Origin of the sequence: Halalkalibacter oceani (assembly GCF_023715705.1) — a bacterium.
In the GTDB taxonomy this organism is placed as follows: Bacteria; Bacillota; Bacilli; order Bacillales; family Bacillaceae_D; genus Halalkalibacter; species Halalkalibacter oceani_A.
This window is the reverse complement of the sequence record NZ_JAMBOS010000011.1, coordinates 1-13,298: the sequence shown is the minus strand read 5'-3', so window position 1 is coordinate 13,298 and position 13,298 is coordinate 1. Positions and strand designations below refer to the sequence as shown.

Here is a 13,298-nt window from a genome sequence, read left to right as displayed (position 1 = left end):
AGGACTAATGTCTTACCCTTTCATTTTAACAGTTGATTGTAAATTTTATGTTAAGATTCGGCTTTCAATGCATCACTAGAGAGATACGTTAAGGTTACTGTTTTGCGAATTGCTTTTTCGAGATGTTTTTTATGTTTTTGCGCCTGAAGCTGTTCAAAATGGGCATCCTCCTGATAGTAGAGGGGAAGAACCAACTGACCGTCTTCATCGGCGCTCGATCCGACTTCGACAATCGTTTTTCTTCTTGTGCGGTCGAGGCAAAAAGCGAGCTTCATAATCGCCCCTAAAAACTCATACAGCTTCAGCCGCTTTTTATCGAGCAGGTGTTTGAACGGCTTGGCGTATTTCAACATTTGCGACTTTGATTTGAAGGATGAAATAAAAGCAATCGCCAGCCGCTCCTGATGGGACAGTCCTTCTATCGTCATATTCGTCAATAAGTAAAACGTATTTTGACTGCTGGCTTCACTGTTGATAAATTCTCCAATGTAAAGCACGCGCGCGCTTTGGCGCAGCAGCTGCAATGCTTCGTCACGCTGATGGCTCACCTGGCAATCAGCGGCAAGCTCGGCGTACAGCCTTGTCGCCAAATAAGAAATATGATTGGCATGGTCAAGATTAACTTCATAGCTATGTGACAATTGATAAAAACTTTCCTCGGCGACATTCGGAAAACAGGCCGTATCCATTGTCCGCAGCAGTTCTTCATAAAAGATTCCGTCACGCAGTCCTTTCCGGCTCATGACGAATGTTTTGGCCTGAACGAGCTCGACCAGTGAAGCAATGACCTCGGCGGCCGGGACGATGATATCAGCGCGGTCCTTCGAGAGACCATCGATCGTCAGCCTTTCCTGATAGGAAAGGGAAGCGAGCGCGTCCGTTAATTGGCGCAGCTCCTCCGCCGGGAATTCATATTGATGAAGGCCGGCAAGCGGGTACTCCTTCTGACGCTGGTGAATCAATGACAGGTTCCGGGCACTGCCACCAATCCCGATCACGGGATAATCAGGATACTCGTACAGCCAGGCGAGGCTGGAAAGCTGGGAGCGGACGTATTCCTTGATTGTTTGCAGCTCTGCTTCCGTCGCTTCACAGCCGGAAATGAAGTGCTGCTTTAATGTGACTGCGCCGAACGGGAAGCTATGATACCGTCGCAGTTCACGGTCCTGAAATAACGTGATTTCTGTACTTCCGCCGCCGATGTCGACGGTGATTCCATTTGTCATATTAGTCGAATTGACGACGGCCAGATAGCCATAAAAGGCTTCTTCATATTCAGATAGAATTCGGATGTCAAAGCCGAGACGCTCATGGACAAGCTCAACAATCTCATGACGGTTGGCCGCTTTTCTCATGGCGGCTGTGGCGACTGTCGTGACCTTCTGCACATGGTGAAAGAGCAGAACTTCCTTGAAGCGGGTCAATGTTTCAAGCAGAATTCCGGTTCCTTCCGAGGTAAACGCTCCTTTTTCATTCATATGGGCACTTAAACGGGCAACGGTTTTGTAGTTATGTAATTCCTTATAGCAGCCGTTATGATCAATTTGATTAATCACGAGCCGAATCGAGTTCGAGCCGATATCAATAACGGCAAAATCATGTTCAATCACACTAGTTCATCTCCTAACTGAGATCACGTTAGAAACAGCAAGTGTTTCATTTAAATAAAGAGGTAACTTCTTCATTCATTATAACAAAAACGGCAGTTCATGTGCGGCTGACTGGACAGAACGCGAAATTCGATTATAATGAGAAAAGATATTCATTTAAATCGTAATGATTCTTATGAGAGTCAGACTGGAAATAAAGAGGGTGGTACTGTGGAGGAAATCGTAGCGATACATGATGTTTCCTTTCATTATGGAAATCGAAATGTACTGGAAAACATTTCGTTGACAGTTGAGAAAGGCGCTTTTTTAGGCCTGGTCGGTCCAAATGGTTCGGGTAAATCAACACTGATCAAATTGATGCTTGGCCTGCTTGAACCGCAGCACGGTGAGTTGCGCCTGTTTGGTCAGCGTGTCGATAAATTTAAGCAATGGGATAAAATCGGGTTTGTGTCGCAGAAAGCGAACAGCTTTAATTCCGGTTTTCCGGCTACCGTTTATGAGGTTGTCTCGATGGGGTTATATGGAAAGGTCGGCTTGTTTCGTTTTTTGAATAAGCGTCATAAGGAAAAGGTGTATCAGGCTGTCGAGCAGGTCGGGATGACGGAATACCTTCATCAAAATATTGGTGAGCTTTCAGGCGGGCAGCAGCAGCGTGTGTTTATCGCGCGCGCTTTAGTGAGCGATCCGGAGCTGCTTATTTTAGACGAGCCCACTGTCGGGGTCGATGTGACGAATGTCCGCCAATTTTACGGCTTGCTTGAGGAATTAAATCAGGCCCGGGGGATGACGCTGATCATGGTGACGCACGACATTGGCGCGATGACCGATCATGTGACGGACGTAGCCTGCTTAAACAAGCATTTACATTTTCATGGGAACACGGCTGAATTTACAGCAAACCAGGATTTGTCCTCCTTTTATGGCCATGAGGTCCATTTGCTTTCCCATAATCATAGTCATGGAGGTCATTAACAGATGCTTGAAGCGTTTTTTCGATATGAATTTCTTCAGAATGCATTTTTTACCGGTATTATGATTGGCCTGCTCGCGCCGATGCTCGGTGTCTTTTTGATGGTCCGGCGGCTGGCGCTGATCGCCGATGCTTTATCACATATTACGCTTTCAGGAATCGCTGCAAGCTTATTACTCGGCAAGCATGTTGCTTTTTTTCAGGGGATGAATCCATTATACATGGGGATGGTTTTTTCGGTCGGTGGTTCCCTCCTGATTGAGCAGCTGCGGAGCGTGTACAAGTTCTATAAGGAAATTGCGATTCCGATCATTTTATCGGCGGGAATCGGTCTTGGCGTTGTGTTCATCTCTTTGGCTGACGGCTTTAATAATGATTTATTCAATTATTTATTTGGAAGCGTGATTGCTGTCAGTCGTTCCGATCTTTGGACGATCACCGTTATTACAGTTATCGTCCTCATTGTGCTATTATTGTTTTATAAAGAGCTGTTCTTTTTGTCGTTTGATGAAGAACAGGCGGTGGTCGCCGGCTTGAACCGGAGGCTGATTCATTTTATTTTTATTGTAATGGTCGCTCTTGTGATTGCGGCTTCAATGAGAATTGTCGGCATTTTACTTGTTTCCTCATTAATTACGTTACCCGTTGCCGCGGCGATGCGCCTCGCGAAAGGGTTTAAGCAAATGTTTGTCTATTCGGTTATTTTCGGCGAGATTGCGGTCATTGGCGGCTTGATTTCCGCTTTTCAGCTCGATGTTGCTCCTGGAGGCATGATCGTGATGATCGCGGTGATGATTCTGCTGGTGACCATTTATGCGCAAAAGGCCTGGAGGAAGCTCAGCAGCCAGTTGCACAGCTCGTAAGGAGGGTTTGGACATGAATGTGAATGAAGCAATGGAACGATTGAAAGAAAAAGGATATAAGCATACCGGGAAGCGGGAGGATATGCTCAAGCTGTTTGCAGATGAAAAACGGTACTTATCGGCAAAGGAAGTACTGGAGTCGTTGCAGGGAGATTATCCTGGTATGAGCTTTGATACAATTTATCGCAATTTATCGCTGTTTACAGAAATGGAAATTCTCGAAGCAACTGAGCTCGAAGGGGAGAAACGGTTCCGGTTCAGCTGTTCGACCGATGAGCATCATCACCATTTGATCTGCCTTGATTGTGGCGCGACGAAGCATATTCACAACTGCCCGATGGATATGCTGAAGGCGACATTTCCTGATTTCGAGGTGACCGGCCATAAGTTTGAAATTTATGGGAAATGTGAACAATGTCAAGAATAGCTGTGTAAAATCCCAGCTGTTATCGCGTGTAGTTCGCTCCGCTTTCATCCATCCTAACAGCAGGAGGGGATGAATGATGGCAAAACCACTTGTCAAATGTAATGTGGCGAACTGTACCTTTTGGGGAGAAGGAAACCAATGTCAAGCTGAAGCGATCCTTGTTGAGATTGATGCCAATTCAACGGCTGACTTTGACATGGAGGCAGGTGCTGAACCTTACGGCGAAGCGGAATACCATCATGAAGCTAGACAGAAAAAAGAAACGTGCTGCCATACCTTCCGGGCAAAGGATGAATAAAAAACAGAGTGAGCGGAACATTACTGGTTAGCATCCGGCAGCAATCGTTCCGCTCGTCAAAAGCCCGTTGTGAGAATTCTACTCACAACGGGCTTTAAAAGATCGTAGCGGTTCCGCTCATTACTTAGAGGCTGAGGTGAAAGGTTAAAAAAACTTTTATCTCAGCTTCTTTATTCAGCAAGCCATTTGTCGACCCACGCTTTGGCCTCGAGCCAGTTTGTAGCGCGAATGACATTGCCGGGTACGGGCAGGCGATTGTATGGTGTGTCCATTAGAATAACCGGGATTTTAAATTCTTCGGCAATCGCCACAGCGTTGTCATGCTTGTCCTCAAAAAAGATATCAAGCCGATGGCTGCGAATCGCCTCGATTTTATCGTGCTTTCCGACTAATTCAATATGGTCAAACGGCAGCGATCTACTCGTGAACCAATTTTTCGTAACGGAAGCCAGGTGCTCCCTTCTGGCCGTAATATAAATCAAATCATGCTCTTTCGTCCATTCATGTAACGTCTGTTCGGCATATTCGGCAAGACGCGCCTGTTCATAAATAATGCCTTCGTGCTTTCCCATCCATTCCCAAAACTGCTGTTCGCTAATTTCCAAAATATTGGTCAGGTCATATTCAACAATATCATCTAAAGTTAGTGATTTATTGAAATACTTGTTTAAGTAGGGAATAAAAGTATCTGGAGCGGTGATGGTTCCATCAATGTCCAGTCCGATTCTTTTTTTTGCCGTCATACAATCACCTCAATATTTAAAACAAAACTTATCTTATAACCATACACGAAATCAGAATAGCGGTCTAGTCTGTTTTCCTGATGAAGAAATGATTGTCACCAATAATTCAGGGAGGAAGCGTCATACTAGTACTGTTCCCCGAAATAAAGAAAGTGAGGGATTCATATGGCAGATGAACAAAAACCAAAAGATGAACCCATCAGGTTATTGGATGAAGACGATCGCTCTTTGACGCTTGTCAATAACCACGTCGAGGGGCGAGATAATGATCGCAACCTCGGATTACGAGGGGAAGCAGAGGCTGAGGGGATGCCGTCGAACCAGCCGACCGTTGATACACCTCCATCGAATTTCCAAGAGGAAAGCGCGGCCGAATATGCCCCTGTTCAGGGAATGGCGGGAGTCCGCGGATTTGGTGGAGAAGCAGAGCGGGATACGGAAAGAGCAGAGACGGCGGAAATGAACGAAGATGACGTGACAGCAGGTCGCGGCGTCGGCACATTCGCGATCGTTCTTTCCATACTCTCGCTGTTTTTCCTACCGGTATTGCTTGGAGCAGCCGGGATAGTAGTTGGCTTTGTATCACGTCGAAATGGTGCCACTTCGCTCGGGAACTGGGCGATTGGGATTGGGGCCGTTTCGATTCTCATGACCGTCTTTTTCTCTCCGTTCTTTTAGCGGAGAGGACGGGGAACAAAAGAGGGGCTGGGCAAAAGTGTATCTTTTGCCCAGCCCCTATGCAATGTGCGAAACCGCCCTGTTTAAGCCTTTGAAGCAAGCTCAGCCTGCTGCTTGGCAAAATACTCTTCGGCGATTTGGTCAATTTCTTTTTTAAGCTCTTCCACCATGATCTCCTCAGGAACCTTCCGGACAATTTCTCCTTTCCGGAATAAGAGCCCCTCACCGCGGGCACCAGCAATCCCGATATCCGCTTCACGTGCTTCGCCCGGTCCGTTGACGGCACAGCCGAGGACAGCAACCTTGATCGGTGCTTTGATCTTGGCGATGTATTCTTCCACTTCATTGGCGATGCTGATCAAATCAATTTCAATCCGGCCGCATGTCGGGCAGGAAATAAGCGTCGCCGCATTGGCTGCCAGGCCGAATGACTTCAGCAGTTCACGTGCGACCTTTACTTCCTCAACTGGGTCGGCGCTTAAAGAAATCCGCAGCGTGTTGCCGATGCCCATATTTAAAATGGCCCCAAGACCGGCCGCACTTTTAATCGTGCCGGCGAAAAGCGTTCCGGATTCGGTAATTCCGAGATGAAGCGGATAATCAAACGCCCGTGATGCTTTATCGTAAGCTTCGATCGCCAAATTGACATCAGACGCCTTCATCGAGACGATAATATCGTGAAAATCCAGCTCCTCAAGAATGCTGATATGATGGAGGGCGCTTTCGACCATTCCATCGGCGGTCGGGTAGCCGTATTTTTCGAGAATGCGCTTTTCCAGCGAGCCGGCATTGACACCGATTCGGATTGGAATGCCTTTTTCTTTCGCCGCTTTGACGACAGCCTCTACTTTATGACGTTTGCCGATATTTCCCGGGTTGATCCGGATTTTATCAGCACCGCCTTCAATCGCTTTTAAAGCCAGCTTATAATCGAAATGGATATCAACGACAAGCGGAATTGAGATTTGCGCTTTAATATCCGCAATCGCTTCAGCCGCCCGCATATCGGGACATGCCACCCGCACAATTTGACATCCTGCCTCTTCTAATCGTTTTATTTCTGCAACGGTAGCTTCAACATCATGTGTTTTCGTTGTTGTCATGCTTTGCACGACAACCTCATTATTTCCCCCAATCGTCAAATTACCTACCTTTACCGGCCGGGTTTTTGTACGATGTGTTCGTTCGGTCATTGACCTCGCTCCTTTATATCGAAGAGACAGTCTCTTCTTCTAATCTCAGATTAGACAATCGTCTTCATTCTATCAATGACCTTTACGGTTTGGCAAGGATAAACTCACTTAATGCGAATGATAAAGCGGGAATCGGTAAACCTTGCCAATTTGCATATCCTCCGGTTCAAGTCCTTGGTTCAGCTCTTTGAAATCATAGACAATTTCCTGAATCGAAGCTGGGATTGGTCCTTCATGAAGATGCTCGACAATTGACAAGACGGTGTGGCCCGGTTCAACGATAACCTCCTGATAAGGTGCTTGCGCCAAAGGAGGAGGGACAGGCTGCTCGCCCCCGGGGTGTGACTGTTCCTCCTGCTCGGTTTCGGCCGCCTTCGTTAAGCCGTTGGGTAAAGTTCCAATCGAAAGATCATAATAAGTGCAGTATAAAATCATCGAAACTACAGCGACTGTCACGAGTCGTTTCATTAGCTTGTCCTCCTCCATGAAACAGGACGCGCCTGTTGATCTTCAAGGCACGTTCTACCTGTTTCCTATTTCTACTATTATCCAGTATATGTGGACAAGAAAGAATTATGACAAATTTGCTTGAACGTACAGGAGGTTTTTTCAGATGAATGAGCGCCAGCCCATCTATTTGATTGTTTTTATCGGACTGCTCCCGTTCATTATGGTGATTGGGAATTCGATGTTTATTCCGTTATTGCCGATGATGCAGTCAGATTTAATGATTACCACCTTTCAAGGCGGGATGCTGTTGACGAGTTTTTCGATTCCGGCTGCTTTGTTTGTCCCTTTAGGTGGAGTTCTGTCAGATCGTTACGGTCGGAAACGTGTCGCCCTGACCGCTCTTCCATTTATTATGGGGGGAGCCTTGCTCGCTTCATTGGCAACGAGCAGCCTGCTGCCTTCCTTTGCTTTGCTGCTTGTCGCCAGAGTGTTGCAGGGGATCGGTGCGGGAAGCATCACGCCGCTGGCAATGGCCCTCGTCAGTGACTTGTATCAGGGGCAACAACGAAATCAGGCATTTGGATTAATTGAGGTGTTTAACGGCGCGGGGAAGGTCGTCAGCCCGGTCATCGGAGCGCTGCTATTGCTCTATTCATGGTCGCTCAGCTTCGTAGTGCTGTTTGCGTTTGCTTTGCTGGCGTTTGTCGGAATTGCCTCCTTTCTTCCGGCGCGGAAAAATCAGGAAAATGGACAGGAAGAGATGCGACTCAAATATCGGCGCTTGCGGCTTTTGTTCCGCAGGGAATGGCGCTGGCTTCTGCCGATTTTTACCGGCGGGGCGCTCGGGATGCTAATGCTGTTTGGCTTTTTGTTTTATTTGTCTTTCCGGCTCGAAGAACAGCAATGGTCATCGCCAATCTGGACCGGCCTTTTGCTGGCGGTTCCGCTCCTTGCCCTGACCCTATCTTCATATACGACCGGAAAGAAGCTGCACGGTCGGGAGGACAGCTATAAAAGAGGGATGCTGTCCGGCACAGCCTTGATGATTCTCGGGATTTTAGGTATGATTTTTTCGATAGAGCTGACGATTGTGCTTGCTGGTCTTCTCCTGTTCGGAGCGGGCTTTGGGATTATGCTGCCTTCCGCAAATGCGGCGCTCGCTTCGATTGTTTCTGAGCAAGAAAGGGGAACGGTCTTTGCGCTTTATGCGATGCTGCGTTTTTTGGGAGTGGCCTTTGGTCCGGTCTTATATGCTCAATGGGTCATCGACGTGGAGCAAATGATTTACACTTCCTTTTTCTGTGTAACATTGATTGGACTGCTGCTCGTGAGCAGTTGGTCTTGCCTGCCAATTGGAAAAAGCTGTCGCCCGCTTCCTTTGAGCTGATCGGTAAATGAGACAAAAGACCCTTTTCTTTTGTTCAATAAATGTGTTTCCTTGTGTATAGAACACTCGTTACATAGAGTGTTGACAGAGCGCTTAGAAAGAACAAAGATAGCTCGTCAAAAAAAGGAGTCGATTATGATGAAACGTTTAAAAAGAAGCTGGGTGCTTTTACTTGTCTTTAGTTTGCTGATGCCGATGTTTGTTTATGCTGATGCCGCACCAGGGGATGTGATTGTGACCCTTGGTGATTCTCTTAGCGCGGAGCAGCGCCAGGCACTGTTAAATGAAATGGGGGCAACGGAGAATGATCCGATTGTCTATGTGACAAATGCAGAGGAGCATCAATATTTAGGCAACTATATTAGTGCGGGCCAAATTGGGTCGCGCGCGCTTTCCTCTTCGAAAATTACTTTGCGGGAAAGTGGAGCAGGAATTAATGTTGAAACAAATAATATTAACTGGGTGTCGGAAGCGATGTACGCCAATGCGCTGATTACGGCCGGCGTGGAGGATGCCGATATTTATGTGACAGCACCGATCGAAGTATCGGGAACGGCGGCATTAACCGGGCTGATCAAAGCGTATGAAATCGCGACAGAGATTGAAATTCCCGAAGAGCAAAAGCAAATTGCCAATGAAGAGATGGTGACGACTGCCGAGCTGAGTGATTCAATCGGCATGGAGCAGGCGACGGAATTAATGAACCGGATCAAGGAAGAAATCGCCAACAATCCCGTTGAAACAGAGGATGATTTGCGCGATTTGATTCGCCGAATTGCTCAAGAGCTTGGGATTACATTGACTGACGAAGAGTTGAATGGACTTGTTTCCTTGTTTATGCGAATGAAGGACTTGAACATTGACTGGAATCAGGTGCAGGAACAGATTTCAAATGTGCGTGACAACCTTGGCGAATTTTTAAATCGGGAAGAAACACAAGGCTTTATTCGCAGCTTCCTTGATTTTATTAACAGCCTGATTGATTCACTGCGCGGTGTTTTCAGTTCATAACCGAACCTGATTTGCGCCCCTTGGTGCCGGCAAAACGGATAAAAGCGAATTTTTATGCTTTTTTTCCGTTTTGCTGAAACCAAGTGATGGGGGTTAGCCGTATGTATAGGAAAGGGGGACGGGGTTATGGAATGGTTAGATTCAGCTAGTATCGGATTTTTAGTCGTATTTCTTGGGACGTTATTTTTAATTGGCGAATTGCTCGTACGGGCGAAAGGACTTTTTGCTCTCTTAGGTATCGCAATTATGGCGATGTATTTTTCCTATCACGTTTCAGGGGACGTTGGCTTTTGGGTCGTCATTCTTTATGCAGTAGGCCTTGCTTTGATCATCATTGATGGCAAGGTGATTACGGACGGAACGGTCGCTTTACTCGGAATTGTTCTGATGATTATCGGCTTGGCTGTCCCTGCTCCGACGTTTCTTTACGGAGTATTTGTTTCAATGGGCTTCCTTTTGGGAGGGTTTAGTTCCGCCCTTTTCCTGAAGGTATTTCCATCGCGTAATTTGTGGGCGAAGATGACCTTGAAGAATCGCTTGACGGGAGATCTCGGCTATAATTCTCTCAATGAGAGCTACACATCGTTAGTCGGAAAGGAAGGCAAGACATTAACGCCATTCCGCCCGACCGGCTCGATTGAAATTGAAGGGGCGCAGTATAGCGCGACAAGCGGCGGGCAATGGATCGAAGCAGGTGCACCGATTGAAGTTGTGTCCGTTGATGGAACGCGGATTGTCGTCAAGAAGCTGGAAGAGAACAAGGAGAGCGAGTAGTGGAGTGGGGCATGTTTAAAGGGTTGTTTTTTTACCTTTTGGAACATGCCCCGTCTCTCTTTTATTGATGTGAAGCGAGCGCTAAGGAATGGCTCGCTTCTTTTGTTTTGGCAAAGGAATGGAATTCATCGCCAGCAGGAGATAGACAAAGGTTGCTAGTACGAAAGCACTGAATGGTACTTTCCATAATAACGCGTCGATCCAAAAAAGGATGATGACTGGATATGTGAAAGCGTGCGCTGTCATCAGCCATAAGTGACGATAAGTAAGAAAGCGTCGTTTTCGGCGAAAAGCAAGACCGATGAAGGCAAGGACGGTAATACCGAGAAAGGCTGTACCAGCTAATGCGGCATACATCAGGATGCTCACGACTCCGAGCAAAATTGGCAAAAAGCCGGCGAGATCGTCTATTCGTTCCTTGAGCTGATCACCAGAAAGCTGCTGTCCACCAAGAAGAAGATATGGTACTGGCTGAAGATGACCTCCGTCAATCATAATCAGTTCCTGTTTTTGCAGAACGATCCCATTTTGAAGCGCCGCCAAGTCCTCCTTTGCGTACATATGATTGGGATCAATCACAAAAAGATAATCATTTGTATGTTCAGTGATAAAGACATCTTGATGTTCCATGCTTAATTGACCATTAATAAGCTGGAAATCAGGAAGATCGGCTTGTAATGTCTCTTGCAGATGTCCGACATTATGGACAGCGCTTATCATTGTCGAAAGGACAAATGGAAGGCTGGCCAAAAGCATGACAAAAAGGACATGCCAAATTGTGGATGTGATCGGCCGAAGCCGGCTATAGGCGACCACCTTTCGATCGTAACATTTCATAAACCATTTCCAGAAACTCATGACTGCCTCCTTTTCCCTCCCTTATTTTAACGAATGTCATTCGAAAATACTATTAGTATGATCCGTGTATTTCAGGGAAGAATCACTAAAAGAAAGAGCGTATATGAAAAAATACGAAATACATATTTACAAAACGTTCATAAATGAATAATAATAGACAGGGTGTCGATGTTGAGCTTTGTCGAATCTGACAAAAGTTTACGATGACTTATGAAAATGAAGGGATGAGGATTTGTGGATTTACAATCACTCTTGTTCATGTTTTTTGGGGGTCTGGGGATTTTCCTGTTTGGAATTAAATTCATGGGGGATGGATTACAGAAGGTAGCCGGCGAACGGCTGCGGGATCTCCTTGATAAATTTACGACCAATCCGTTAATGGGAGTTATAGCCGGCCTGTTTGTAACAGTTCTCTTGCAAACGAGCTCCGGTACAACCGTCTTAACCATTGGATTAGTAAATGCCGGCTTTATGACATTACAGCAGGCGATCGGTGTTATTATGGGAGCGAATATCGGGACGACGGTAACTGCGTTTATCATCGGGATTGATATTTCAGCTTATTCGCTGCCGATTATTGCCCTCGGTGCCGCCTTAATTTTCTTTTTGAAAAATAAAAAATTGAATAATTATGGACAAGTTATTTTTGGCTTCGGCGCGCTTTTTTACGGCTTGGAATTAATGGGAGAAGGGATGAAGCCGCTTCGGGGTCTTGAAGCCTTTACAGAATTAACAATCAGCATGAGTGAAACGCCACTGCTGGGCGTGCTGATCGGTACGGTGTTTACCGTGCTTGTGCAAAGTTCCAGTGCGGCGATCGCGCTTTTACAACAGCTTTATGAACAAGGGGCTATGGGTCTTGACTCTGCATTGCCGGTGTTGTTCGGTGACAATATCGGAACGACGATAACAGCGGTGCTGGCGGCGATTGGTGCGTCAATTGCGGCAAAGCGTGCAGCGTTGACTCATGTCATTTTTAACTTAATTGGGACGGTGCTCGTCTTGATTGTCTTTCCGCTCTTTTTGAATTTGATCGAGTTTTTGGCTGTAGCGTTAGACTTGAATCGGCCGATGACAATTGCCTTTGCCCATGGGATCTTCAACATATCGAATACACTGATTCAGCTGCCGTTCATTGCGGTGCTGGCGGTCATCGTGACGAAACTCGTCCCTGGTGAGGAATACAGCATTGAGTATAAGACAAAGCATTTAGATCCGCGTTTTATCGGCAGTTCACCGGCAATCGCTTTGGGACAGGCGAAGCAGGAAGTATTACGAATGGCCGATTTCTCCGAAAAAGGACTTTATGAAGTCAGTCAATACCTTGACAATGGAGCGAAGCGTCATGCGGAAATGGCCGTTCAATTTGAAGAAGCGATTAATAATCTCGATCGCAAAATTACCGACTATTTAATTTTGATTTCTTCACGTTCATTGTCAGGTCCGGATTCAAAAATGCACTCGATGCTGATGGATACGGTTCGCGATATTGAACGAATCGGCGACCATATTGAAAACATTGTTGAATTGAAGGACTATCAAAAAGCAAACAAGGTGAACTTATCAGAGACAGCGATGTCTGATCTACAAGAGATGTTTGATTTAACGATTTCCACGTTAAAAGAAGCTGTTCTATCCCTGGATAAAGTCGATGGTGACATGGCTCGTTCTGTTATCGAGAAAGAAGAGATGATCGACCGGATGGAGAGAAAGCTGAGAAAGCAGCATATTCAACGCGTGAACGAAGGCCGGTGCTCCGGATCGGCTGGAATCATCTTTGTTGACATTGTCAGCAACCTGGAAAGAATTGGTGATCACGCCGTGAATATTGCAGAAGCCGTCATTAGTGAGGACCATTAATCTTCTTTTGGAACAACGCCCATACCGAATCCGTTTCGGTATGGGCGTTCAGACTGTTGAGAAAGTCTTCTCAACAGTCTTTTTTTGTAGATATTAATCCGATTATTCGGGTAAATATAGTATAATATAGGTAGATTAATTGTGAGGTGAGTTGTGTATGTTACGCCCTGTCCGTG

Annotated in this window: 14 protein-coding genes; 9 read left to right on the top strand and 5 right to left on the bottom strand. The window is 46.3% G+C overall.

The annotated features are described in order from the left end of the window. Window positions 1-50: 50 nt before the first annotated feature. Window positions 51-1,610: an exopolyphosphatase gene (ppx, locus tag M3212_RS11845; RefSeq protein WP_251194190.1), complete on the bottom strand. Its 1,560-nt coding sequence runs from the start codon at window positions 1,608-1,610 to the stop codon at window positions 51-53. Window positions 1,611-1,820: 210 nt separating this feature from the next. On the opposite strand from ppx, the gene M3212_RS11840 reads away from it, so the two are divergent. From M3212_RS11840 to M3212_RS11825, 4 genes are all read left to right on the top strand, one after another. Continuing rightward, window positions 1,821-2,582: a metal ABC transporter ATP-binding protein gene (locus tag M3212_RS11840; protein ID WP_251194189.1), complete on the top strand. Its 762-nt coding sequence runs from the start codon at window positions 1,821-1,823 to the stop codon at window positions 2,580-2,582. Between the two features lie 3 nt (window positions 2,583-2,585). Beyond that, on the top strand, window positions 2,586-3,443 hold the full coding sequence (locus M3212_RS11835; protein WP_251194188.1) for a metal ABC transporter permease: 858 nt from the start codon (window positions 2,586-2,588) through the stop codon (window positions 3,441-3,443). 13 nt (window positions 3,444-3,456) lie between these two features. Continuing rightward, a complete protein-coding gene (locus M3212_RS11830) occupies window positions 3,457-3,870 on the top strand; it encodes a Fur family transcriptional regulator (protein WP_251194187.1) in 414 nt (137 codons plus the stop codon). A gap of 73 nt (window positions 3,871-3,943) precedes the next feature. Further along, window positions 3,944-4,168 (top strand): DUF1540 domain-containing protein, encoded by a 225-nt coding sequence (locus M3212_RS11825; protein ID WP_349774191.1) that lies wholly within the window; start codon window positions 3,944-3,946, stop codon window positions 4,166-4,168. 170 nt (window positions 4,169-4,338) lie between these two features. Here M3212_RS11825 and M3212_RS11820 read toward each other — a convergent pair whose 3' ends face one another. Beyond that, window positions 4,339-4,911, bottom strand: coding sequence for a hypothetical protein (locus M3212_RS11820; RefSeq protein ID WP_251194186.1), 573 nt, complete (start codon window positions 4,909-4,911; stop codon window positions 4,339-4,341). A 165-nt stretch (window positions 4,912-5,076) separates the two neighbouring features. Between M3212_RS11820 and M3212_RS11815 the strand changes: the two genes are divergently transcribed. Beyond that, the gene (locus tag M3212_RS11815; protein WP_251194185.1) at window positions 5,077-5,589 is read left to right on the top strand and encodes a DUF4190 domain-containing protein; all 513 of its coding nucleotides are present in this window, start codon (window positions 5,077-5,079) and stop codon (window positions 5,587-5,589) included. Window positions 5,590-5,672: 83 nt separating this feature from the next. Here the strand turns inward: M3212_RS11815 and ispG are convergent, their stop codons facing one another. Next, a complete protein-coding gene (ispG, locus tag M3212_RS11810; RefSeq protein ID WP_251194184.1) occupies window positions 5,673-6,782 on the bottom strand; it encodes a flavodoxin-dependent (E)-4-hydroxy-3-methylbut-2-enyl-diphosphate synthase in 1,110 nt (369 codons plus the stop codon). Between the two features lie 108 nt (window positions 6,783-6,890). Beyond that, window positions 6,891-7,250 carry a hypothetical protein gene (locus M3212_RS11805; RefSeq protein WP_251194183.1) on the bottom strand — a complete coding sequence of 120 codons (360 nt, stop codon included), beginning with the start codon at window positions 7,248-7,250 and terminating at the stop codon, window positions 6,891-6,893. A 145-nt stretch (window positions 7,251-7,395) separates the two neighbouring features. Between M3212_RS11805 and M3212_RS11800 the strand changes: the two genes are divergently transcribed. The 3 genes from M3212_RS11800 (at window position 7,396) to M3212_RS11790 (ending at window position 10,404) form a co-directional block, all read left to right on the top strand. Further along, window positions 7,396-8,619 (top strand): MFS transporter, encoded by a 1,224-nt coding sequence (locus M3212_RS11800; protein WP_251194182.1) that lies wholly within the window; start codon window positions 7,396-7,398, stop codon window positions 8,617-8,619. Between the two features lie 135 nt (window positions 8,620-8,754). Further along, window positions 8,755-9,630, top strand: a complete 876-nt coding sequence (locus M3212_RS11795) for a DUF1002 domain-containing protein (protein WP_251194181.1) — start codon at window positions 8,755-8,757, stop codon at window positions 9,628-9,630. A gap of 126 nt (window positions 9,631-9,756) precedes the next feature. After that, a complete protein-coding gene (locus M3212_RS11790) occupies window positions 9,757-10,404 on the top strand; it encodes an NfeD family protein (RefSeq protein WP_251194180.1) in 648 nt (215 codons plus the stop codon). A gap of 81 nt (window positions 10,405-10,485) precedes the next feature. Here the strand turns inward: M3212_RS11790 and M3212_RS11785 are convergent, their stop codons facing one another. Continuing rightward, a complete protein-coding gene (locus tag M3212_RS11785; RefSeq protein WP_251194179.1) occupies window positions 10,486-11,262 on the bottom strand; it encodes a DUF1189 domain-containing protein in 777 nt (258 codons plus the stop codon). A 234-nt stretch (window positions 11,263-11,496) separates the two neighbouring features. On the opposite strand from M3212_RS11785, the gene M3212_RS11780 reads away from it, so the two are divergent. After that, the gene (locus M3212_RS11780) at window positions 11,497-13,122 is read left to right on the top strand and encodes a Na/Pi cotransporter family protein (RefSeq protein ID WP_251194178.1); all 1,626 of its coding nucleotides are present in this window, start codon (window positions 11,497-11,499) and stop codon (window positions 13,120-13,122) included. The last annotated feature ends 176 nt before the right edge of the window (window positions 13,123-13,298 follow it).

What these genes read in the sequence shown, in the direction of transcription:
- M3212_RS11820 (WP_251194186.1), bottom strand. Translation starts at nt 4,911, where the DNA reads ATGACGGCAAAAAAAAGAATCGGACTGGACATTGATGGAACCATCACC.
- M3212_RS11825 (WP_349774191.1), top strand. Translation starts at nt 3,944, where the DNA reads ATGATGGCAAAACCACTTGTCAAATGTAATGTGGCGAACTGTACCTTT.
- M3212_RS11815 (WP_251194185.1), top strand. Translation starts at nt 5,077, where the DNA reads ATGGCAGATGAACAAAAACCAAAAGATGAACCCATCAGGTTATTGGAT.
- M3212_RS11830 (WP_251194187.1), top strand. Translation starts at nt 3,457, where the DNA reads ATGAATGTGAATGAAGCAATGGAACGATTGAAAGAAAAAGGATATAAG.
- M3212_RS11805 (WP_251194183.1), bottom strand. Translation starts at nt 7,250, where the DNA reads ATGAAACGACTCGTGACAGTCGCTGTAGTTTCGATGATTTTATACTGC.
- ispG (WP_251194184.1), bottom strand. Translation starts at nt 6,782, where the DNA reads ATGACCGAACGAACACATCGTACAAAAACCCGGCCGGTAAAGGTAGGT.
- M3212_RS11785 (WP_251194179.1), bottom strand. Translation starts at nt 11,262, where the DNA reads ATGAGTTTCTGGAAATGGTTTATGAAATGTTACGATCGAAAGGTGGTC.
- M3212_RS11800 (WP_251194182.1), top strand. Translation starts at nt 7,396, where the DNA reads ATGAATGAGCGCCAGCCCATCTATTTGATTGTTTTTATCGGACTGCTC.
- M3212_RS11835 (WP_251194188.1), top strand. Translation starts at nt 2,586, where the DNA reads ATGCTTGAAGCGTTTTTTCGATATGAATTTCTTCAGAATGCATTTTTT.
- M3212_RS11790 (WP_251194180.1), top strand. Translation starts at nt 9,757, where the DNA reads ATGGAATGGTTAGATTCAGCTAGTATCGGATTTTTAGTCGTATTTCTT.
- M3212_RS11795 (WP_251194181.1), top strand. Translation starts at nt 8,755, where the DNA reads ATGATGAAACGTTTAAAAAGAAGCTGGGTGCTTTTACTTGTCTTTAGT.